Genomic DNA, 23,491 nt, shown 5'->3' on the forward strand with positions numbered 1-23,491 from the left:
ATAATTATGGAAACGAATGCATACAACCAGAAACTCAACCGTTATGTATTAAACGACCAGATTGTTTATACAGGTTTTTCCAGTTTTAATGATGCGGAAGAATGTGCTCATAAAAAAGGAGGGACATTGGTGGAAGTGGTGTTTAGAGACGGAAATGATAATCCCGAAATTACTAATGAGGCGGGGTTGATAGAGAAAAAAATTCATTACTATGTGTATGCAGGCGATGAGTACAAATTTATCCATTCCTCAGATCCGGGATTCAGGAAATATGCAGATGAGCTGCAGAAAATAAAAGCCAAACTGCAGCAATCTCCACCGGATGAAAGATATTTAGCCAATTTTGAAATTGAAAATGCGGAAGACCCGATTATTGTAATTAAAAATGATCATTTTGAATCGGTGACATCGAGAGAGCGTTCAAAATATTTGAAACATGCCTGTGTCTATGAACTAGGGGTATCCCTGCCAAAATCTTAAAAAATCAATCATGAGCAAAACAAAATATTCAGAAAAAGCTCAGGACAAAGTAGGAAAAGTAATGCACGAATTCAAGGAAGGGAAATTGAAATCTTCTTCCGGAAAGAAAGTGACAAGCAGAAAACAGGCCGTAGCTATCGGTATTTCTGAAGCGCGGGAAAAAGGTATGAAAGTACCAGTGAAAAAGAAAAATAAGTAATTCATAATATCCGGAAAGATCAACTTTCCGGATATTTTTTATCTCATATTCTGTATTTCATAAAAAAGTGAGATGAAAGTAGTACATGGAAAATTAACTGATCTGTTTTTCTAAACTGTAATTTTTTTTATGTCTTGATCTTGTTGTTATTTATAAAATGCTGTAAATATGTGTTTTGTATTATTGATGTATGTATGCTGTAGTTAACTTTGCAAGAGTTTGCACTTTTTTGTTGCAAATTCGCATCACATCCATAACTCATTATCTTATTTCAATACAAACACAAATGATGAAAAAGAATTCTTAATGTTTTGTGGATGTTTAAAGTTTTCTTCTCCAATGTTAATCAATAAAAACAGCCTTGGAAATTTGCTCTTCTACCACAACATAGATTACGTTTTTGCAAGGTTGATTATTTAAAACTAATTGATATGTCCGGAATTTCAACCTTCAAATCAAAATCAATATCTATTCTTCTGTTGTTGATTTTACCATTTACTATCATTACAGGACAATCGCAAAAAAGATCCAAACCCAATGTAATCTTTATTGTAGTTGATGATCTGAGACCGGAACTGGGAGTTTACGGTAATTCAACCATTAAAACACCCAATATAGATAAGCTGGCAGGAAGAGGTACAACTTTTACCAGTGCATATTGCCAGGTGGCTGTTTGTGCTCCTTCCAGAGCAAGTGCATTAACAGGCTTGCGGCCGGATTCTACCAAAGTGTGGGTATTGGGAGAAGAGTTTCGTAAAATACATCCTGATGTGGTCACAATTCCCCAGCAATTTGAAAAATTTAATTATCATACGGTATCCATCGGAAAGATTTTTCATAACCACATGCCTGATTCTATCTCTTTTCGTGAGCCGGACCTCCGTCCTGATGGCTATGCCCTTAAAAATATGGTAGACAGAGATCCCGAATCTTTTTATTTCAGTGGAGAACTTAAAACTGAGCTTGCTGCCAAAAGATTGGAAAGATTAGCTAAAGATCCTAAAAGATATGGTAACGGCTGGGCATATGGACGTTCTGTAGAAGTGGCCAACTGCCCTGATGATTCGCTTTATGACGGAGCTCAGACATCACTTGCCATTCAGACGATCAACCGTGTTAAAAATAAAAAGAAACCGTTCTTTCTGGCATTGGGGTATTTCAGACCGCATTTACCCTTTGTAGCTCCTAAAAAGTACTGGGATCTTTATGATCCTATGGAAATACCCATGGCGGATAACAATTTTATCCCTTTCAATGCACCGAGCATGGCAATGTATAATCAAAGAGAGATGACCGCCTGTTACGATCTGGAATACGTAAAGCATCCTGCCTATTTCAGAATGCCTGAAAAGGAAGCCAGAATGCTCAAACATGGGTATTATGCTTCTGTAAGTTATGTGGATGCCTGTATCGGGCGACTCGTAGATGAGCTTGAAAAACAGAAGTTATTAGATAATACCATTATTGTGTTATGGGGAGACCATGGCTGGAAATTAGGTGAGCATAATGCATGGGGTAAACAGACTAATTACTTAAATGATACCCGTGTACCACTTATTGTTTATGCACCTGGGATGAAAAATCCAGGAAGTAAAAGCAACGAACTGGTAGAGATGGTGGATCTTTATCCTACCCTCTGTGATCTTGCAGGAATAGAAACGCCCTCTTATCTGCAAGGGGTAAGCTTTAAAAAGCTTTTGAATGAAAATAGTGTGGAATGGAAAGGGGCTGTATTCAGCCAGTTCTTACGTCCAGCCGGAGAAGGAATAGATCTTAATAAAAAAAGCTATATGGGATATTCAATGGTGACCAAAAGTTATCATCTGATAGAGTGGTACTATTGGGATAAAGTAACCCAAAAACCGGGAGAACTTGTGGCACGTGAACTTTATAATCTTACCTCAGATCCGAAGGAGAATTTCAATATTGCAATGTATCCGGAAAATAAAGACATCCTTGAAAAGCTGTCCGAACAACGTAAAAAAGGATGGAAAGAGGTTAAAAATAAGTTAGTCACAGCTCAATCTACTCAATAAAAAGAAACTTATATTTCATGAAGAATTTCAATTTTTTAAAAATACTATTCATTGTATCAATTTGTAATTGTATAGCGGTAAGGGGCGGAAATTTCCATACGGCTAATCCTAAACCTAAAAAAAGTATAAAATCCAATATAAAGCAAGCAAGACCTAATATCTTATTTATTCCTATTGATGATTTAAGACCTGAAATGGGCTCTTACGGGAATACTGTTATAAAAACGCCTAATATGGACAAACTTGCCGCAAGAGGAGTTGTTTTTAAAAGGGCATATTGTCAGCAGGCAGTATGTAATCCTTCCAGAGCAAGCCTACTAACAGGTCTGAGACCTGATTCTGTGCGTGTATGGGATCTTCAGACAGATTTCAGGAAAAATCTGCCGGATGTAATCACTCTTCCGCAGGTATTCAAGAATAACGGTTATTATACGGTGGGGATCGGGAAAACCTTTCATAACACTTTACCTGATGATAAATCCTGGAATGAAGAGCTTCATGTAAACGGATATCCTTTTGATCCGGATGCGGTGTATCAACTGGAGAAAAACAGGATGATTCAGAAAGAAAAGGAGCTCGCCCTTAAGAAAATGGGAAAAGCCAAGCCGGATACTTATGGATTTATCTATACAAAGGCCAATTCTGTAGAAATGGCAGATGTTGATGATGACGCTTATTATGATGGTGCGCAAACAACTATGGCCATTCAAAAGCTGAAAGAATTAAAAGGAAAAGATAAACCTTTCTTTTTTTCGGTAGGATATTACCGTCCACATTTACCATTTAATGGTCCCAAAAAATACTGGGATTTGTATAACAGAAACGATATACCACTTGCAAAAAATCAATTCATGCCCGAAAATGCTCCGGAATTTGCCGTACATGGGGATAGTGAACTGAGAGGTTATACAGATAGATCAGACCTGCCTTTACCATCGGAAAAACCTTATGATGTGGAAAAGCAAAGGGAACTTCTCCATGCGTATTATGCATCTGTTTCTTATACAGACGCTCAGATAGGCAGGCTGTTAAAAGCACTGGATGAATTAGGACTTAGTGAAAATACCATTATTGTATTGTGGGGAGACCATGGTTGGAAACTCGGAGAGCATAACAGCTGGTGTAAACAGAGTAATTATGAGATCGATACCAGAGTGCCGCTTATTATCAGTGGGGCAGGAGTAAAAGCAAAAGGAAAATCAAGCAATGCTCTTACAGAGTTTGTTGATATTTACCCTACTTTATGTGATATGAGCGGAATAAAAACTCCGGATTATCTTCAGGGAACCAGTATGAAACCTCTGCTTGCGGATCCCGGACATAAATGGAAGACAGCAGCCTACAGCCAGTTTTTATTGGGAAGATATGGAGTAAAAGCCAAAGGAGTGCAAAATGTAGAAAGAATGGGATATGCGATCCGTACCGACCGTTACCGATATGTAGAATGGTTCGAATGGAATAAAGAAACTGAAAAGCCTGGCGACTATCTGGCCAGAGAACTCTATGATCATCAAAATGATCCTGATGAAAATATAAATATTGCTGAAGAAGTTTCTTCTAAAAAATTAGTCAATCAACTTTCACTGCAGTTGAAAAAAGGATGGAGATACAGTAAACCGAGATCATAAAAACTGTAAATATTCAGACAGAGATGATGCTTTCCGTTATAAAAAAAATGATCATTTATACAGGTATATTAAGTTTTGTGTGTTCCTGTAATAAAGATAAAACCTTAAAGCCCGAGGAAAATAAACCCGGGCACACCTGTATGAATGTACCAAAACGATTGGGTACAACGGATTCTTCTCATATCAGTTTTAGCGGAACTGCTTCTCTGGAGGGAATGGTGCTTATACCGGGCGGAGAATTTGACATGGGTGGTGATAACAGTCAGGCTGATCCGGATGAATATCCTAAACACAGAGTAAAAGTTTCTCCGTTTTATATGGATATAACAGAAGTGACAAATGCACAGTTCCGTAAATTTGTAGATGCTACAGGGTATATCACAACGGCAGAACGTAAACCCGATTGGGAAGAATTAAAGAAAAACCTGCCTGAGGGTACTCCGAAACCTCCGGATAGCTTATTGGTAGCTGCTTCATTAGTGTTTAAACCCACAAGTAAACCTGTCAATCTGAATGATTTCAGTCAATGGTGGAAATGGGTAAAAGGAGCTGACTGGAAGCATCCGCAAGGACCGGCTAGCAATATTGAAGGTAAAGATAATTATCCTGTAGTGCAGATAAGCTGGGATGATGTGCAGGCATATTGTAAATGGTCCGGTAAACGCTTACCCACAGAAGCAGAATGGGAATTTGCAGCACGGGGCGGATTAAAAAATAATATTTATCCATGGGGAAATGAACCCATCAATGCAGGAGTTCCTAAAGCGAACAGCTGGGAGGGAAAGTTTCCTTACCTTAATGAAAAGAAAGACGGCTATATTACCATTGCCCCTGTACAATCATTTAAAGCCAACGGATATGGCCTGTATGATATGGCGGGAAATGTGTGGGAATGGTGCAGCGATTTATATAATTACGATTACTATAAAAAGCTGGAAGGCAGACTGGCTCTAAATCCTCAGGGTGCCGACAGGTCTTATGACCCTCAGGAACCGTATAGTGTAAAACGCAGCCTGCGTGGAGGAAGCTTTTTATGCAATGATAGCTATTGCAGTGGATACAGGGTAGCCAGACGCATGAAAAGCAGCCCTGATACAAGTCTTGAAAACACCGGATTCAGGTGTGTTCAGGATTTTGCTCATTAATTCTATTGCTGATTATAGAGAATTCTGTAATATTCATCCGCCATTCTGTCACTGTTGAAATGATCTTTCACATCATTCATTGCATTATGCTGAATTTTTCTCCATTGGTCAGGACGGTCGTAATAGGTGGGAAGAATTTCGTTTTCCAGGATTTCATACAATGTATTTAAATCATAATTGTCCTGTTCATAAATGCTCATATTCTGATAATCAGCTTTAGGGACAACGAAGGAGTTTTCACCATGCTTGGCAAATTCCGGAATCCAGCCGTCATCTGTGGATAAATTCACAGAACCGTTCATAGCAGCCGTCATACCGGAAGTTCCGGAAGCTTCCCTTGGAACTCTCGGATTATTAAGCCAGACATCAGAACCCTGTTTTAAAGACTTGCTTAAAGAAAGTTCATAGCCTGTAAGAACTGCAATATTTTTATGATTTTTACTTTCTTCCACCAGGGTATTGAACGTAGATATTGCAGAGTAGTCCATTGGGTAAGGCTTCCCTGCCCAGATGATCTGTACTGGATATTTTGGATGATTCAGAAGTCTGTAGAATCTTTCCTTGTCGTGCAAAAGAAGTTCTGCTCTCTTATAGCCTGCAAATCTTCTTGCCCAGACAATAGTAAATACATTAGGGTTAAATAAATTTCCTGTTTGATCAGCAACAATACTGAACAGTTTTTTCTTTAAATACTTTTTTCGGAAATCAAAAACAGTGGCATCATTTTCATCCTTTGCATTGTATAAAGGTTTATCAGACCAATATTTAAATTCCTGAGCATTGGTAATAGAAGTGATTTCACAGATTCCCGGATATTTATTCCACATGGCTCTGGAAACTACACCATGAAGCTGGGAAACTCCATTGGCTATCCTAGCCATTCTTAACGCACAGAGGGAGTGATTGAAACGGTCATCATCAGATCCCTCAATTTTTTTCACTTCTTCCATGCTGTATCCGGAAAAATAAGACATGTCATAACATAATCTGAAACTATGCTTTTCATTACCTGCCTCCTCAGGAGTATGGGTGGTAAAAACCAGTTTTTCTTTAACTTTATTAAGATCGCCGTTATATTTTTTCAGAAGATAAAAGGCTGCCGGAAGTCCATGGGCTTCATTAAGATGGTAAACCTCTCTTTCAATATTCATTTCATCCAGTAACTTGGCTCCGCCTTTTCCCAATAATATATATTGGGCAAGTTTTGTAGATTCATTGGCATCATACAATTTGTGGCAGATGGTTTTAGAAACATGATCATTTTCAGGAACATCTGTAGAAAGGAAAAACATGGGTGCCGTATTGAAAATTTCAGGATCAAGGTACCATACTTTTACCCAAACCGGAGCACTATGGATTTCGATTTGAAACTTTATTCCCGTGTCTTCAAGAAAACTGTACATTTTTCTCGTCCAAACAGGTTGTAAAGTCTGATCGTGATTTCTCGCCTGGTCATAATAACCAAATTTCCACAGGATACCGATTCCAATAAGATCCTGCTTAAGGTTATAAGCACTTCTCATATGAGATCCTGCCAGAAAGCCAAGTCCTCCCGAATATATTTTCAGTACCTGCTCAAGAGCAAATTCCATTGAAAAATAAACAGTCTTTTTTGAATATTGGGGATTGATAGTGTAGGGTATTCTGAAATTCCTGAAATCCATAAATGTGGGTTTGTGTTTAAAAAGACAAAGGTATTAATTATGAAAATAAACTTTACATTAATTAATCGATAAATTAATTAAAAACTAAGTATCGAATTGTTTTTTTACTTATCTTTAAGAGTGTAAATTTTTGATTATCAAAAACTTTTAATGATGAAAGCCAATGGCTGCATGTGTTCTTTAATTAAATAAAAAAATCACACATGAAAAAGACGTTTTCTGAAGAAGATCTGATAAAGAATCTTAGCTTATACTACCTTAATCGGCATTTGAAAAAAAAGCCAATGGAAAAGTATCACCGTACCATAGATGAATCTCCGCTGCATGACCGTGAAAAGTACAGAAAGAAATCCGAGATTCTTCTTCTCAACTCATTTATGCATCATTTCCCCGAAGTTAAATTTGAAGACCTTACCTGCGAGAGCCCAGACTTTATCGCCAAACTCAACGACAAAAAAATTGGAATAGAACTGACCGAAGTAATCAATCATCTGGAAATGAAAAAAGTAGAAAGTACTTTGAATAAAATGTTCCGTCAGGCAGAAATATTATTAGAACAGGAAGACACTACGAAATATCGTGGTGTTTATTTTTTAGAATTCCATCCTGAAACAAAATTTGATAACCTGGAAGTGCAGCAGGAAAATATCATCAGTATTTATAAGAGCATTAAAAAAAATAAACCTGTAGGCTGTGTAAAAAGTCTGAGGAAATCTTTTCACCGCAGAAATGTTTTTATCACCCATGAGTACAGTATGAATCTGTTTGATGAATTGTGCTCCGATAAAATTCTGGAACTCATTGAAAAGAAGAACGAAAAATTCCCTTATTACGACACCTCCGTAGATGAATGCTGGCTGGTGATTGTTTCCGATATGAATTCTATTGCTTCAAGATATACTTTCATTCAGGATAAAGAACATCTGAAAGAAGTAAAAAGCCCCTTCCATAAAATATTTCACCTGGAAAATCTCTGTGGAAATATTACAAGTATAAAATAAAGCTAATGTCCTGTTATTTTTGGCTATTTTGTTCTTTAATCTGAGATAAGATGAATAATTTTAAAGCAATTGATGTTTTAATTTGTAATAGTTTAAAATTATTTAGATTTTATTGTTTTTAATTAAAATTGGGTTATATTTGATGGGTGTTGATTATCAATACAATGTGTAACTGATATAACCATAAAAACATTAAATCTATGAGAAAACTTTTACTTTTTATACTTCTATGTCTATCTCATACTTTCTATGCTCAGGCTGATTGTGCTACTGCACTCTCCGTCTGCGGAAATTCAAATATCACGTATAGCCCTACCGGATATGGTAATATAAAGGAATTGGTCAACTCAGGAAGTTGTATAGACTTTACCGGCGAGCACAACTCAATCTGGTATAAAATTACAATCGCTACAGGAGGTACCCTTACCTTTGACCTTGTACCCAATAATCCGGATGCAGATTACGACTGGGCAATTTTTGGTCCGAATGTAACCTGTGGAAGTTTGGGGTCCCCGATACGTTGTAATGCAGCAACCGTTATCGGACCCGGGCCGGCTACAGGATTGAATATGACAAGCACAATTTTAAGCGCTGCGGGAGGTTCCCTGACTCCTTATTGTAAATATCTTGATGTTTTACCGGGACAAACTTATTATTTGTTTATCGACAATTGGGTAAGCAGTACCAGTTCTACAACGGCTCCGTTTTCTTTAACGTGGGGAGGAACTGCAACACTCGCTTCACCATTTACAGATCCGGCTATTCAGACCCAGCCATTTAATCCTCCCGGAATTCCGGCTGCCAATCCTGCTGATCCAAGAGAAGTGGTCATCTGTTCTGCAACAACTTTATTCGATTTTTCTACATTATCCTCAGGAATTCTCAATGGAAATCAAAATTTCGGTGTAAGCTATCACCTGAGTCAGAATGATGCTTTAACAGGCAATAACCCTATCACTGCTCCAATTACTGTAAATACAACAACTGTCTATTATTACAGTATCAATTATACCGATCCGGCCAATGCGTCTAATCCGCTTAATAAATGTAAACAGGTCGGAATATTTAAATTTAAAGATGGCTCTATTACAGCAAAAAATGCAACATTGACCCAATGTAACAATAATAATGCTGGGACAGCTTTGTTTGACTTAACCACAGCGGATGTTATTGGAAACCCAAATGTTACTAAGAAATATTATCCTACAATGGCAGATCTCAATGCTGGAACCAATGAGATAACCAACCCAATGGCATATGTGTCTGCAGAAGGAATAATCTATGTAAAGGTAATCTCAGAGTTTGGCTGTACTGCAGTGGCACAGATTACTTTGAAATTTTATCCGGTTGTGGTTGTGAATGAAACAACCCTGAGATCATGCTTCATCGAGGCCAGCCCATCTACAGCTTCTTTCAATCTTATCAATGCTTCGGTAACCGGACAAACCAATCCAACCAAAAAATATTATCCTTCATTAACAGATGCTGTTAACCAGACCAATGAAATTCTGAATGCCAATAATTACATTGCACCTAATGGATTTGTGTACATAAGAGTTTCTAATTCCCAGGGATGCTATAATGTGGCTAAGGTTACTCTAGTGGTTATTCCACCTGTCTATTCTGATAAACTTAAAGATGTGACTATTTGTGCGGAAGACCAAACCACTCTGGATGCAGGTCCCGGATTTAAAAGCTACGAGTGGAGTACAGGAGCTACTTCACAGACAATTAAAGCAGGAATAGGAGTGTATTGGGTAAAACTTAAAACAGGAGAATGTGTTACCACACAAACGGTAAAAGTACTCCCTTCCGAACAGCCTGTTGTTTCCGGTATTGATATTTCGAACAATACAATCACAGTATCTGTATTAGGGGGAACTCCAGCTTATAGATATTCAATAGATAATATCATCTGGCAGGATTCCAATGTTTTCAATAACCTTTCAAGAGGAGATCATAAAGTATATGTAAAAGATGCTTATGATTGCGATCCGATAGAAATAGGAATCGTTGTCCCTAATTTGATTAACGTGATAACTCCTAATGCAGATGGAATAAATGATGTGATTGATTATTCAGCCCTGGCAAACAAACAAAACCTGGTCATGAATGTTTTTGATCGTTATGGAAATAAAATCTTCCAGGCAGACAGATCAAATGGCTATAAATGGGATGGTACTCACGGTGGAAGAAGAGTGCCTACAGGAACATACTGGTATTCTATCACATGGAATGAAAATGATAAAAAAAATACTGCAGTTAAATTCACAGGTTGGGTATTGGTGAAAAACAGAGAATAATAAATAAAACAGATAGAAAAAACCACTTCAATTGAAGTGGTTTTTATTTTTAAAAGTTTTTAAATTAGATATCAAAATAGAAAAAATGAAAGACCTGTTTGTAAAACGTTTTGAATACTATAAATCTCTTGGTGATAAAACCTTTGAACAGTTAACAGATGAGCAGATGTTCTGGCAGTATAATGAAGAAAGTAATTCTATTGCTATCATTGTGAAGCATCTTGCGGGAAACATGCTTTCAAGATGGACCAATTTCCTGACAGAAGACGGAGAGAAATCCTGGCGTAACCGCGATGGAGAATTTGTCAATACATTTACAACAAAAGAAGAGATTGTTGAATATTGGGAAAAAGGTTGGGCTTGCTTTTTTGATGCCCTTGAAAAGATAAATGATGATAATATGTATTCAACAACTTATATCAGAGGGGAAGCTCACCCTGTTATTGATGCAGTCCTTCGTCAGTTGGCTCATTATCCTTACCATATCGGACAAATTATTTATATCGCCAAAATGATAAAAAATGAAGGATGGAGTACACTTTCAATTGCCAGAAACCGATCTCAACAGTTTAATACAGAAATGAAAACCAAATTTTCAAGTCAGGATCCGGATCCTAATTCATCACCCGTTTGTTTTCAAAACAGCCCCGAAGTAAGGGATGAATATAAACAATAGATTGAATCAATCTTGGATTCTTATTAAAATTACTATCTTTGCACCCATAAAATTCAGGAGTAACAAATGTCTACTTTTCATAGAACTGCCGCGTTTCATACACTTGGCTGCAAATTAAACTTTGCAGAAACATCTACTATTGCCCGTCAATTAACAGATGCAGGTTATGATAAGGTAAGTTTTGATGAAAAAGCAAACGTATATGTGATCAATACATGTTCGGTGACAGAAAATGCTGACCGTGAATGTAAACTTCACGTGAAAAGAGCAATGAAAGCCAATCCGGAAGGACTGGTCGTTATTGTGGGATGCTATGCACAGCTGAAACCTGAAGAAATTTCACAGATTGAAGGAGTGGACCTGGTTTTAGGAGCAAAAGAAAAATTCAATATTCTGAGCTACCTGGATGATTTGGAGAAATCCGAGAGTGAAGGCGTAGTGCATTCATGTGAAATTGAAGAAACCGATTTCTTTATCGGAAGTTATTCTATTGGGGACAGAACCAGAGCTTTCCTGAAAGTACAGGATGGCTGTGATTATAAATGTACCTACTGTACCATTCCATTAGCAAGAGGAATTTCACGTTCTGATACCATCGAAAATGTTCTTAGAAATGCCACGGAGATTGCTGCGAAAGACATTAAAGAAATTGTTCTTACAGGTGTAAATATCGGGGATTATGGTAAAGGAGAATTTGGAAATAAAAGACACGAGCATACATTCCTTGATCTTATTTCAGAACTGGATAAAGTAGAAGGAATAGAAAGGATTCGTATCTCTTCTATTGAACCCAATCTTTTGAAAGATGAAAGTATTGAACTGGTTTCTAAAAGCAAAAGCTTTGTTCCGCATTTTCATATTCCGTTACAATCCGGAAGCGATGATCTCTTGAAAAAGATGAAACGTCGTTACCTGACTAAGCTTTACAATGACAGAGTGAACAAGATCCGCGAGGTTATGCCTCATGCGGCTATCGGTGTTGATGTTATTGTAGGATTCCCGGGAGAAACAGAAGAAATATTTATGGAAACTTATAATTTCCTTAATGAGCTTCCTATCACTTACCTTCACGTATTTACTTATTCTGAAAGAGAAAATACAGAAGCAGCAGCGATGGATGGAGTAGTTCCTGTTGCGGAAAGAAAAAAACGTAATAAAATGTTGAGAATTCTTTCTGAAAAGAAGAAAATGGCATTTTATCAGACACAACTTGGAAAAACGCTTCCTGTTCTTTGGGAGCACGAAAATAAAGACGGAAAAATGTTTGGCTTCACAGAAAACTATGTGAGAGTCCAGAAAGACTTTGATCCTGCATCCGTAAATCAAATCGAATTTCTAAATTTAGAAAAAATCCTGTCAGATGGCACAGTTTCTGTGCAATCTTCTTACCAAAATTTTTTAGCAAAAGCATAGGCTCTTTGCAAAAATTCTACTAAATTTATTTTTAAACTTTAAATACTACATTCATGAGAGATAAGTTTTTATCTTGGGGAATTGTATTAGTAGTTGCTACATGGATTATAGCAATACTGATCAGAGCGCATTATTGGATACCCACGCTGTTATCCGCAATTTATGCATTGGGTGTTTACAATGCTTACCAATCGAAACATGCTATTTTGAGGAACTTTCCTGTATTGGGATACTTCAGGTATTTTTTCGAGAGTATTTCACCCGAAATGCAGCAATATTTTATTGAAAGGGAAACAGATGGCAAACCATTTCCAAGAAACCAGCGTTCTGCAGTATACAGACGTGCAAAAAATTTAAGTGATACAGTAGCTTTTGGTACACAGCTGGAAGTAAATCACAGAAAATATGAAGGGATTAAGCATTCTATTTATGCAAAATCGCCATCAGAAGAACTTCCGAGAGTATGGGTAGGAGGAGAGCAATGTACACAGCCTTACCATGCTTCCTTATTCAATATCTCAGCGATGAGCTTCGGAGCATTGAGTGACAGAGCACAGATCTCACTGAACAGAGGAGCCAAAAAAGGAAACTTCTATCATAATACAGGCGAGGGAGGAATTTCACCTTATCACATGGAAGGAGGAGATTTATGCTGGCAGATCGGGACAGGATATTTCGGATGCCGTGACGCTGAAGGAAAATTCAATCCTGAATTATTTACAAAATATTCCACCCTTCCTAATGTGAAAATGGTTGAGATCAAATTATCACAGGGAGCAAAGCCAGGACACGGAGGAGTTCTTCCGGGAGTGAAGAATACACCGGAAATTGCAGCAATTCGTCACGTAACACCTGGAATGACTGTTATTTCACCACCCTCACACAGTGCTTTTTCTGATGCTGCCGGATTGTTGAGGTTTGTACAGCAATTGAGAGACCTTTCCGGAGGGAAACCAGTCGGTTTTAAACTGTGTATCGGTGATACCAAAGAATTTGAAGATATCTGTGTACAGATGAATGTTTTGAAAATCTATCCTGATTTTATCACTATAGACGGAGCTGAAGGGGGAACAGGAGCTGCACCACCAGAATTTTCTGATGGAGTGGGGATGCCATTGGAGCCTGCTTTGATATTTGTGAACAGAACACTTAATAACTATAATCTGAGAAGTAAATTAAGAGTGATTGCCAGTGGTAAAGTTCTTACCAGTCTTGATATTCTGAGAGCAGTCGCAATGGGTGCAGATATGTGTAACAATGCCAGAGGATTTATGTTCTCTTTAGGATGTATCCAGGCGTTGAGATGTAACTCAAACAACTGCCCTACGGGAGTGGCAACTCAGGATAAAATGCTTATTAAAGGACTTGATGTGACAGATAAAGCAGAAAGAGTATATCACTTCCACAAAAATACACTCCATACCTGTAATGAATTAATTGCTGCTGCAGGAAGAAGCTCTTATGAAGAAGTAGATGCCACCATGTTTATGAGAGGAGATGAATTTGATCACCTTGCAGACCTTTATTTCCCTGATATCTTAGGAAATGTAAAACAGAAAGCAAGACCGTAATTACATTTTACATCATAAAAAAACACCGTTTGAATAACGGTGTTTTTTATATAATTATTTTTTATTTTATTGCTGTTGTTCCTGTGTTTGTTTGTCATCACTTGGTCTGTCCTCTCTTCCATAAATCTGAAAGTTGAACACAAAAGATTTATTTCTGTAAGAAGTATTTAGATACGGATAATGAGGATTTCTTGCAAAAGCAGCTCTGGAAGGAACGATGATTACTCCCTGTAAGTTATAGGGTGATTCACCGGTAAGATTATCAAATGCTTTGAACTTCTGTAAAGCTTCTCTAAATCCTGGAATTTGATAATATTTTGCTTTTTTTGCAGCATCAGGGGTCGTAACAGCATTCAATATCGATCTCTTTACATAGTAATACATTGGGTCAATAACAGGAACACCCGTTCCGTCAATGGTATTTAAAAAGGCAGCTTTTGCTTGAAATGTAGTGCTTCCATCAGAATTAACGGCCAGATACGAGTATCCTCTTCCCATAATTTTGATAATATCATCCTCCTTAATGGTTTGATTAGCTGTAGGATTAACAGGCTGAGCACCGCTTCTCATAATATAGATTGTTCCTGAAGGAAGAGTTACGGGCGACAGTTCAGATAATTTCTTTTCATTATCATCTGACGTGTCTGTAGAGCTGAAAGCTTTTATATTACCCTGCGCATCGAGATAATTCTCATCCATGAATTTCTTAATTGCCTGATCATCATAGGTGTTTTGCGTAGCAATATCTTCCGGTTCTACATAGGGTGATGTGTCATCATCTTTCTTACAAGCAGTAAAACACAAAGATCCTGCAAGGATATATAAAAATATTTTTTTCATTTCAAAAAACTTTAATTACTTTACAAATAATATAACGGCAAAAGTATAAAAAATTATGAGAATAGATAAATTTTTATGGAGCATTCGTTTTTATAAGACGAGAAGTATTGCAGCAGAGGAGATTAAAAAGAATAGAGTTTCTATAGGAACGTCTGCCGTAAAGTCATCTAAAGAGGTAAAAGAAGGAGATACTATTAAAATCCGTAAGAATCAAATTGATTATAAAATAAAGGTAATTCAGATTCCTAAAAGCAGAATTGGAGCCAAGCTGGTACCTCTTCATATCCAGGATGTGACAGATAAGGAGCAGTACGAACTGTTGAAACTCCGTAAAATGTCACAGGACTATTACAGAAATAAGGGAGAGGGTAGACCTACCAAAAAAGACAGAAGAGAGATGGACGACTACGTAGGAAACGATATCGATTCTGATTTTACAGACTGGGACGATTTCTTTGGAGAGACAGGCAATGAAACTGATGATGAAGATTAATAGTAAAATAAAAAAGCTCTAGAGATAGAGCTTTTCTATTATTTCGTTCACAATGTCTTCCGGTTCTCGGGAATCTGTCCCTACAGTGAATTGTGCTTTGCTGTAAAACTGATTCCTTTCAAATAAATGCTTGGCAATGAATTCCGGCAGGTCTTCATCAGATATATTGGCAATCAAAGGTCTTTTTTCCTTCTGTTTTGAAAGTCTTTCAACCAGTGTTCCTACTCCTGTTCTTAAAAAAACACTCTTGGAATTGTGATTGATGATTTCCATGTTATTATAATATACAGGAGTTCCTCCGCCAAGACTTAAAACCACATTTTCTTCAGAAGCCAATATCTCTTCAAGCGCCTCTCTTTCCAGCTTTCTAAAGTAAATCTCTCCCTTTTTTTCAAAAATTTCAGGAATGGTTAATTTATTTCTTCTGGAAATCTCTTTATCGAGATCAATTAATTTAAAATCTATTTTTTCGCTTAATATTTTGGAAATGTGAGATTTGCCACTTCCCATGTATCCGATCAATGAAATTACCATGAATTTTTTTTAAACAAATTTGCGAAAAAGTTTTGAGATAAAGAAAAAAGTCATATCTTTGCACCACTTAAAACAAGGGACATTACTTAAATGAAAACTTGTTACACAAGTGGCCGACTCGGTAGCTCAGCTGGTAGAGCAATACACTTTTAATGTATGGGTCCTGGGTTCGAATCCCAGCCGGGTCACTAGCAATAATAATTACTTAGTTTGTAATTTTATTGCCTGCGTGGTGAAATTGGTAGACACGCCATCTTGAGGGGGTGGTTTCCTAAGGATGTGCTGGTTCGAGTCCAGTCGCAGGCACTGCAAAGAAATTTTATAATTAATATTGAAATTTATTTCATTTTAATTGTGGCCGACTCGGTAGCTCAGCTGGTAGAGCAATACACTTTTAATGTATGGGTCCTGGGTTCGAATCCCAGCCGGGTCACAAGTTTACTGAAAAGTAAATTTTTTTCATATTAATATTTTGTGATTTGGTGTTTCAAAGGCTTCCTTCAGGAGGCCTTTGATTTTTGTATAAACTCAGCCTACTCCAATCTTTTGTTGATAGATTCAAGAAAAATCCCCAACTGAATCAGCCGGGGATAGTATATTGTAATGGATAAAGATTAATCCAGATGCATATTGTCAATTAATCTCACTCCATCTACTACAACTACAATGAAAGCTCTGAAATTTCTGTCTTTATAGAAAAAGTCAGTTTCCTGTAATGTGTTTTCATCAGCAATCAGAAAATATTCAAGCTTCATGCCTTGCTGATCATCAAAAATATCAGCTACTCTTTCCTTAATTTCCGGAATACTCACAGTCCTGAACCAGTCGTTTACTTTTTTTAAAGTCTCATAAATTACTTTAGAAGCTTCTTTTCGGTCTTCATGAAGTCTTTGGTTTCTTGAGCTTAATGCGAGTCCGTTTTCTGCTCTGTAAATAGGAACTCCGGTTATTTTAACGGGAAGATGCTTTTTCTCCACCATTTTTTTAATAATAGCAAGCTGCTGAAAATCTTTTTCACCAAAATAAGCATTATCAGGCTGTACCTGTCTGAAAAGCTCTTCTACAACAGTTCCTACCCCATTGAAATGCCCCGGTCTTGATTTGCCTTCCATCTCATTTTCCAATCCGTCATAGTCATATGATTGGCTTTCTGCTTTTTCAGGGTAAATATCAGCTACTTCCGGGATGTAAACAGCATCTACAAGACCTGAATTCTGAAGAATAAGAATATCCCTGTTGATATCTCTTGGATATTTTTCAAGATCTTCAGGATTGTTGAACTGGGTTGGATTTACAAAAATTGATGAAATGACAAGGTCATTTTCTTTTCTTGCCTCTTCATACAGAGAAAGATGGCCATTGTGCAGGGCACCCATAGTAGGGGCAAAGCCAATTCTTTTTCCCATTTCTTTCTGTCTTTCAATGAAATCCTGAAGGACTTTTCTGTTTTTTAGAACTTCCATAGTTTATTTTAATACTATTTCAAAAATACTAAAAATATCGCATAATAATATGTACTTTTAATAATTTGAAAAAGGGAATTTTCGTAAAAAAATGTTAATTAAAATAATGTTGGATGTTTTTTTGTAATTTTGCACATTAAAGCATTTTTACAAAAATTAGATAGAAAGTTTATGCCGAATCAAAAAATACTGTACATTACTACAGAGATGTATCCATATCAGGAAGATACAAATATGGCTGCAGTGGTAAACAAAATGGCACTTAAGATGCACCAAGAAGGCAATGATGTAAGAGTTTTTATGCCAAGATTTGGACAAATAAGTGAGAGAAAATTCCAGCTTCATGAAGTAATCCGTCTTTCAGGGATGAATATTATTATCAATGACCTGGACCAGCCTCTAATCATTAAAGTAGCGTCTCTTCCGGGGGAAAGACTTCAGGTTTACTTTATTGACAATGAAGAATACTTCAAAAGAAAACAATATTATTTCGATGATGAAGGAAACCCTTTCGAAGACAATGACGAAAGAGCTATTTTCTTTGCCAGAGGAGTTATTGAAACCATTAAGAAACTAAACTGGGTGCCGGATGTTATCCATTTGAATGGATGGATGTCTTCTTTTGTTCCAATTTATCTTAAAACTTACTACGAATCAGATACTTATTTCAAGGACGCAAAAATTGTACTTTCTCTTTACAATGAGAAAGATGCTGACCTGGACAAAAAGATCGATGAAAAGCTGCAGTTTGATAATATTTCAGGGTTAAAAGCGTTAGATAACCCAACTATTAAAAGTTTTGTTATCGAAAGTATGAACTACGTAGATGCCGTTGTAAAAGGTGACGAGTTTCTGGATGAAGACCTGGATAAGGCTTTCAACGAAACAGCAACCCAGAAATCGGAGTATCTGGACGTAGATTCTATAAATCAACTTTATTAAAAACACATTTTTAATGACTCATAATCTTAAAAAGACCTTCGCCATGCTTTTATTGGCGATTTTTGGAAGTGCATTGCTTTATAACTGTGAACCGGATCCGGATTCTCTTGGTGAGCAGCTGTTTAATGGTGATGCAGCACAAGGCAATGAAATTGCATATCCTGTTATAGCATACAATTATGACAATAATGATTCCATCAGAAGTGATGCTTCAAGATTGATCAGTGGGCTGAGCGAATCAGGCGTTACCACAAATGTTGCTGTTCTTGGAGCCTTTACTGAATCCCAGTTTGGAATGCAGAGAGCATCTTATGTTACCCAGCTGAGAATGCCAACAGATAATTTCGACTTCAATGGCGCGAATCCAAAAGTAGATTCCGTAGTCCTTGTAGTAAGACCACCTGCAAATACAGCTTCAAATACATATTTCTTTGAAAGCAGCGATTCATTAAGAACAAATACATACACGAAAACTGATTTCCCGGTAGACGGAGTAGCTACAGAAGTTTCCATTGAGAAGAAAACATATCCTGTTCGTAAATACGGTAAAATAGGAGGTGCTTCAAAATCAATGAAAATCAATGTGCATGAAGTGACTACGTTCCTGGATGCAAATAATGATGCCCTAAAACGTTCCAATGCATCAATAAGTACTGGTGAACTATTAGGTTCAGGAGTATTTGATGGTAACGTGAGTTCTTTATCTATTACAAAAAAATCTGACAATTCAATTGTATTTTCAGGAAACTTAGGATTCAGAATGAAATTGAGTAACACAGATTTCTTCCAGACTCATATTCTTGATAAAAAAGGAAAACCTGAACTTCAGGATGCTGCTAACTTTATCAGATATTTTAAAGGAATAAAAATTTCTGTAGACGAAACAGACAGATATCTGTATCAGTTTTCTCCTAATGACCTGCAGGTTATCATGTACTATAAATATGATAAAACTGATAATGGAACTACCACAAGACCGCAGGCAACACTTAATTTTAATTTAGGAAGTGCCAATGCACATATCGGATTGGTTGAATATAACAGATTAGGAACACCTGTTAAAGATGCATTATCAGAAAGTAATCCTAACGAAGGTGATGCAAAACTTTTTGTTCAGGGAATGGGAGGTCCTTCTGTAGTGGTAAAAATTCAGGATGAGACTATCGCAAAACTTAAGGATATCTATACCAAAGATAAGGCGGGCATTGTAAGTGCTAAGATCAGAGTATATCTGGATCCTTCAACCTGGAAAAATACTGGCTCTACTGAAGATCGTAAGTTTACACTATTAAACAATACATTAAATGCCGGTAAAATTGATTACTCAAAATTAGCTTTCACTTCAGATCTGACAAACGGACTTGGATTGTACTATTTTAGTGAGAAACCTGAGCCAGGTTATTATGATTTTGTAGTCACAAAAACAATCAAGGATATTGTTGAAGGAAAAACAGAAACAGTTGGAGATGCTACACAGCCGATTGTTAATAAGCCATTAATAATCAGTGCGGGAGCATTTGCAGCAAGTACTACAGGAACCCTTTTAGGTGTTCGTAATACGACAAGAGCATTTGATATGAACAGAATTATTCTGATAGGAACTGATAAAACGAATACCAACCCTAAGAGAATCCAGCTAATGGTGACTTATGGTACGAAAAAATAGAACACAATAAACAAACAACACTAGACAAAATAAAATATGTGCGGAATAGTAGGATATACAGGTTTTCAAGACGCTTATGAAATTGTAATTAATGGTCTTAGAAGATTGGAATATAGAGGGTATGACAGTGCCGGAATTGTTTTAGAAGGACCAGGTAACAAACTGGAAGTAGAAAAAACAAAAGGTAAAGTGGAGGATTTGGTGAATATTTCAAAAGAACTAAAAGGAAAGGCTAAAATTGGAATGGGACACACCCGTTGGGCTACCCACGGAGTTCCAAGTGACAGAAATTCCCACCCGCACTTGTCAAACAACGGAAAAATTGCAATTGTACATAATGGTATTATTGAAAATTATGATACCATTAAAACAATGCTTACTGAAAAAGGGTTTACTTTCAAATCTGAAACAGATACGGAAGTACTGGTAAACCTTATCCAGTATTTTATGGATCTTAATCCGGATATCGACTTCCCAACTGCAGTGAGATATGCTTTGAATGAAGTATATGGAGCATATGCAATTACTGCGCTTCATGAAGATTATCCTGGAGTATTGGTGGTAGGTAGATTAGGATCTCCTTTAGCAATCGGAATCGGTGATAAAGAATACTTTATTGCTTCTGATGCTTCTCCTTTCGTAGAATTTACAAAAGAAGCTATTTATCTTGAAGAAGGACATATGGCAACGATCTCTCTGGAAAATGGAGTAGATATCAGAACCATCAGTGAAAACTCTAAAATTGAGCCGGAAATTCAAGAGCTTAAATTAAGCCTTGAACAAATTGAGAAAGGTGGATACGAACACTTCATGCTTAAAGAGATCTTTGAACAGCCTAAATCTGTACACGATACAATGCGAGGTAGACTTCTTGTAGATGAAGGAGTAATTAAAATGGCTGGAATCTGGGATCATGTTGAAAGATTTAAAAATGCCAACAGAATTATCATCATTGCTTGTGGTACTTCTTGGCATGCAGGTCTTATCGGAGAATATCTGATCGAAGAATACGCAAGAATTCCTGTTGAAGTAGAATACGCATCAGAGTTCAGATACAGAAACCCGATCATTACAGATAAAGATGTGGTGATTGCCATTTCTCAGTCCGGAGAAACAGCAGATACGATGGCTGCTTTAAAATTAGCAAAAGAAAAAGGTGCATTTATATATGGTATTTGTAATGTTGTAGATTCTTCCATTGCAAGAATTACAGATGCTGGTTCATATACCCATGCCGGTCCTGAAATCGGGGTGGCTTCTACCAAAGCATTTACGGCGCAGCTTACCATTCTTACTTTAATTGCATTTAAATTAGGAAAACACAATGGAAACTTAGGAAACGCTGAATTTATGAGCTTAATTGCTGAGCTTGATGCTATTCCTAAGAAAATTGAAGAAGTGTTGAATACTACCCATGAGCTTACGCAGAATATTGCAAAAGATTTTGTGAAAGCTACCAATTTCCTTTATTTAGGAAGAGGATACAACTATCCTGCAGCCTTAGAAGGAGCATTAAAATTAAAAGAAATTTCTTACATCCATGCAGAAGGATACCCGGCTGCAGAAATGAAGCACGGTCCCATTGCCCTGATCGATGAAAACATGCCAATTGTAATTATAGCACCTAGAAAAGGGCACTATGATAAAATTGTAAGTAACGTTCAGGAAATTAAAGCGAGAAAAGGAAAAATTATCGCTGTAGTTAATAAAGGAGACCGTCAGGTGAGCGAAATGGCAGATTATGTTATCGAAATCCCTGAAACTTCAGAATGTTTCTCTCCAATCGTTGCTTCCGTACCTCTGCAACTGCTTGCTTATTATATTGCAGTATATAGAGGAGCCAACGTAGATCAACCGAGAAACCTTGCAAAATCTGTTACCGTGGAATAAAAAGTTGTTGTAAATAAAATAAATTTAGATTTCTTCCGTTATTTCAAAAAAAATCTTAAAAGTTTCTTAAAAAAATTATATATTTACGGCTTAATTATAAAAATTAACATGAAAAGGATATTTCTTTTATTATTGTCTGCGTCGGTAGCATCGGTATCTTGTTCAGGTGGTGGCAGCTCTTCTGTAGGGAAGCCAGGAACAAAAGGAGAATTGATACCAAGAGAAAAAACTAAATCATTTGTTGCGGAAAGACCATACGGAATGGTTGCAATTCCTGCAGGTTCATTTGTTGCTGGTTTAGCAGACCAGGATCCAACAAATACTCCTGAAAAAGCAGCATTGAAGACTGTTACTGTTTCTTCTTTCTTCATGGATGAAGCAGAAACTACCAACTCAGAGTACAGAGTATTTATCAATTATGTAAGAGACTCTATCGCGAGAACTTTACTTGCTGAAGCTGCCGGAGAAGGTGGTGATGAAGGCGGACGTAAAGGGGCCAGCATAGGGGATTATGCATACCTTGCTAAAAAAGAAGAAAATTTAACACCTTATCAAGAATATATGGAAGGCCAGGGTGGCCGGGAAGACGGAAGCTATGATGCCAGCAAAAGATTAGATTGGAAAATTCCTTTACACTGGAGCACATCAAAATATCCGGATGTAGAATACGCAGAAGTTCTAGAATCTCTGTATCTGCCTTCTTCTTCAAGAATTGGAAACGAAAGAATTTTAGATGTAAGCAAGCTGAAATATACTTACCGTTGGGGAGATATGGACGCTGCAGTTGCAGATAACGAAAGAGGAGCTAATTACCTGAAAAGCGAAAGTATCGCGATCTATCCTGATACTACAGTTTGGGTAAAAGATTTCCACTTTGCTTACAATGAGCCATTGTTTGAACAGTATTTCTGGCACAAGGCTTATAAAGACTATCCTGTTGTTGGGGTTACCTGGGATCAGGCAAGGGCTTATTGTAACTTCAGATCTAAATTGAAAACAGATTACAACGAAAGCTTAAAAAGAAAAAAACAAAGACCATTAGAGTTCCGTCTTCCAACTGAAACTGAATGGGAATATGCTGCAAGAGGAGGTATGCAAAATGCTACTTACCCTTGGGGTGGTCCATATTTAATGGATGACAGAGGTTGCTATCTGGCTAACTTTAAGCCGAAGAGAGGTAACTACATGGAAGATGAGAAAAAAGGTACTTATACATATACAGCTCCAGTTAAGAAATTTAAGAAAAATGGGTTTGGGTTATTTGATATGGCTGGAAACGTTTCTGAATGGACACTATCTTCATTTAACAATTCTTCTTCAGGATTCTCTTCTACATTAAATCCTTCTACTAAAGATAAGATGGATACGAAGAAATCTGTAAGAGGTGGATCATGGAAAGATATAGGATATGCACTTATGACAGGTGCTAGAGATTGGGAAAGAAAAGATTCCGCAAGAAGCTATATTGGATTCAGAACTGTACAGGACATCCCTGAAGCCGCTGTTAAACCAAGAAGAGTTAACAGAAATTAATCAGACAATTTTTC

General features: G+C 37.1%; 19 protein-coding genes and 3 tRNA genes. 18 read left to right on the plus strand and 4 right to left on the minus strand.

Annotated features, from left to right (window positions below):
* Positions 1 to 6: 6 nt before the first annotated feature.
* The 5 genes from FB551_RS19550 (at position 7) to FB551_RS19570 (ending at position 5,488) form a co-directional block, all read left to right on the plus strand.
* The gene (locus FB551_RS19550; protein WP_047428135.1) at positions 7 to 480 is read left to right on the plus strand and encodes a hypothetical protein; all 474 of its coding nucleotides are present in this window, start codon (positions 7 to 9) and stop codon (positions 478 to 480) included.
* 10 nt (positions 481 to 490) lie between these two features.
* Complete coding sequence (locus tag FB551_RS19555) at positions 491 to 679, plus strand: DUF6496 domain-containing protein (protein WP_047428132.1); 189 nt, start codon at positions 491 to 493, stop codon at positions 677 to 679.
* 431 nt (positions 680 to 1,110) lie between these two features.
* On the plus strand, positions 1,111 to 2,715 hold the full coding sequence (locus FB551_RS19560; protein ID WP_142018631.1) for a sulfatase: 1,605 nt from the start codon (positions 1,111 to 1,113) through the stop codon (positions 2,713 to 2,715).
* 17 nt (positions 2,716 to 2,732) lie between these two features.
* Positions 2,733 to 4,343, plus strand: coding sequence for a sulfatase (locus tag FB551_RS19565; RefSeq protein ID WP_142018632.1), 1,611 nt, complete (start codon positions 2,733 to 2,735; stop codon positions 4,341 to 4,343).
* 140 nt (positions 4,344 to 4,483) lie between these two features.
* Positions 4,484 to 5,488 (plus strand): formylglycine-generating enzyme family protein, encoded by a 1,005-nt coding sequence (locus FB551_RS19570; protein ID WP_226798740.1) that lies wholly within the window; start codon positions 4,484 to 4,486, stop codon positions 5,486 to 5,488.
* 2 nt (positions 5,489 to 5,490) lie between these two features.
* On the opposite strand, the gene glgP is transcribed toward FB551_RS19570, so the two are convergent.
* Positions 5,491 to 7,152 (minus strand): alpha-glucan family phosphorylase, encoded by a 1,662-nt coding sequence (gene glgP / locus FB551_RS19575; RefSeq protein WP_047428124.1) that lies wholly within the window; start codon positions 7,150 to 7,152, stop codon positions 5,491 to 5,493.
* 203 nt (positions 7,153 to 7,355) lie between these two features.
* Between glgP and FB551_RS19580 the strand changes: the two genes are divergently transcribed.
* The 5 genes from FB551_RS19580 (at position 7,356) to FB551_RS19600 (ending at position 14,116) form a co-directional block, all read left to right on the plus strand.
* Positions 7,356 to 8,153, plus strand: coding sequence for a hypothetical protein (locus FB551_RS19580; protein ID WP_142018633.1), 798 nt, complete (start codon positions 7,356 to 7,358; stop codon positions 8,151 to 8,153).
* 200 nt (positions 8,154 to 8,353) lie between these two features.
* Positions 8,354 to 10,456: a T9SS type B sorting domain-containing protein gene (locus tag FB551_RS19585; protein ID WP_142018634.1), complete on the plus strand. Its 2,103-nt coding sequence runs from the start codon at positions 8,354 to 8,356 to the stop codon at positions 10,454 to 10,456.
* Positions 10,457 to 10,541: 85 nt separating this feature from the next.
* Positions 10,542 to 11,132, plus strand: a complete 591-nt coding sequence (locus tag FB551_RS19590) for a DUF1572 family protein (RefSeq protein ID WP_047428116.1) — start codon at positions 10,542 to 10,544, stop codon at positions 11,130 to 11,132.
* A gap of 66 nt (positions 11,133 to 11,198) precedes the next feature.
* Complete coding sequence (gene mtaB, locus FB551_RS19595; protein WP_047428113.1) at positions 11,199 to 12,545, plus strand: tRNA (N(6)-L-threonylcarbamoyladenosine(37)-C(2))-methylthiotransferase MtaB; 1,347 nt, start codon at positions 11,199 to 11,201, stop codon at positions 12,543 to 12,545.
* 53 nt (positions 12,546 to 12,598) lie between these two features.
* Complete coding sequence (locus FB551_RS19600) at positions 12,599 to 14,116, plus strand: FMN-binding glutamate synthase family protein (protein ID WP_047428110.1); 1,518 nt, start codon at positions 12,599 to 12,601, stop codon at positions 14,114 to 14,116.
* 66 nt (positions 14,117 to 14,182) lie between these two features.
* Here the strand turns inward: FB551_RS19600 and FB551_RS19605 are convergent, their stop codons facing one another.
* Positions 14,183 to 14,956 (minus strand): hypothetical protein, encoded by a 774-nt coding sequence (locus FB551_RS19605; protein ID WP_142018635.1) that lies wholly within the window; start codon positions 14,954 to 14,956, stop codon positions 14,183 to 14,185.
* Between the two features lie 55 nt (positions 14,957 to 15,011).
* On the opposite strand from FB551_RS19605, the gene FB551_RS19610 reads away from it, so the two are divergent.
* Positions 15,012 to 15,449 carry an RNA-binding S4 domain-containing protein gene (locus FB551_RS19610; RefSeq protein WP_047428105.1) on the plus strand — a complete coding sequence of 146 codons (438 nt, stop codon included), beginning with the start codon at positions 15,012 to 15,014 and terminating at the stop codon, positions 15,447 to 15,449.
* 18 nt (positions 15,450 to 15,467) lie between these two features.
* On the opposite strand, the gene FB551_RS19615 is transcribed toward FB551_RS19610, so the two are convergent.
* Entirely contained in the window at positions 15,468 to 15,983 is a 516-nt protein-coding gene (locus FB551_RS19615; protein ID WP_047428102.1) for a shikimate kinase, read from the minus strand.
* Positions 15,984 to 16,098: 115 nt separating this feature from the next.
* On the opposite strand from FB551_RS19615, the gene FB551_RS19620 reads away from it, so the two are divergent.
* The 3 genes from FB551_RS19620 (at position 16,099) to FB551_RS19630 (ending at position 16,416) form a co-directional block, all read left to right on the plus strand.
* A tRNA-Lys gene (locus FB551_RS19620) sits at positions 16,099 to 16,171 on the plus strand.
* Between the two features lie 35 nt (positions 16,172 to 16,206).
* Positions 16,207 to 16,289 (plus strand) — tRNA-Leu (locus FB551_RS19625).
* Between the two features lie 54 nt (positions 16,290 to 16,343).
* Positions 16,344 to 16,416, plus strand: a tRNA-Lys gene (locus tag FB551_RS19630).
* 181 nt (positions 16,417 to 16,597) lie between these two features.
* Here FB551_RS19630 and panC read toward each other — a convergent pair.
* Positions 16,598 to 17,446: a pantoate--beta-alanine ligase gene (panC, locus tag FB551_RS19635; RefSeq protein ID WP_047428100.1), complete on the minus strand. Its 849-nt coding sequence runs from the start codon at positions 17,444 to 17,446 to the stop codon at positions 16,598 to 16,600.
* Positions 17,447 to 17,617: 171 nt separating this feature from the next.
* Here panC and FB551_RS19640 point away from each other — a divergent pair, with 171 nt between their 5' ends.
* The 4 genes from FB551_RS19640 (at position 17,618) to porK (ending at position 23,477) form a co-directional block, all read left to right on the plus strand.
* Positions 17,618 to 18,388 carry a glycogen/starch synthase gene (locus tag FB551_RS19640; protein ID WP_034693703.1) on the plus strand — a complete coding sequence of 257 codons (771 nt, stop codon included), beginning with the start codon at positions 17,618 to 17,620 and terminating at the stop codon, positions 18,386 to 18,388.
* A 13-nt stretch (positions 18,389 to 18,401) separates the two neighbouring features.
* The gene (locus FB551_RS19645; RefSeq protein WP_082001912.1) at positions 18,402 to 20,054 is read left to right on the plus strand and encodes a DUF4270 family protein; all 1,653 of its coding nucleotides are present in this window, start codon (positions 18,402 to 18,404) and stop codon (positions 20,052 to 20,054) included.
* Positions 20,055 to 20,090: 36 nt separating this feature from the next.
* Positions 20,091 to 21,944: a glutamine--fructose-6-phosphate transaminase (isomerizing) gene (gene glmS, locus FB551_RS19650; protein WP_047428095.1), complete on the plus strand. Its 1,854-nt coding sequence runs from the start codon at positions 20,091 to 20,093 to the stop codon at positions 21,942 to 21,944.
* 108 nt (positions 21,945 to 22,052) lie between these two features.
* Positions 22,053 to 23,477 carry a T9SS ring complex lipoprotein PorK/GldK gene (gene porK, locus FB551_RS19655; protein WP_047428088.1) on the plus strand — a complete coding sequence of 475 codons (1,425 nt, stop codon included), beginning with the start codon at positions 22,053 to 22,055 and terminating at the stop codon, positions 23,475 to 23,477.
* Positions 23,478 to 23,491: the final 14 nt, after the last annotated feature.

Origin of the sequence: Chryseobacterium aquifrigidense, from assembly GCF_006716485.1 — a bacterium.
Classification (GTDB): domain Bacteria; phylum Bacteroidota; class Bacteroidia; order Flavobacteriales; family Weeksellaceae; genus Chryseobacterium; species Chryseobacterium vietnamense.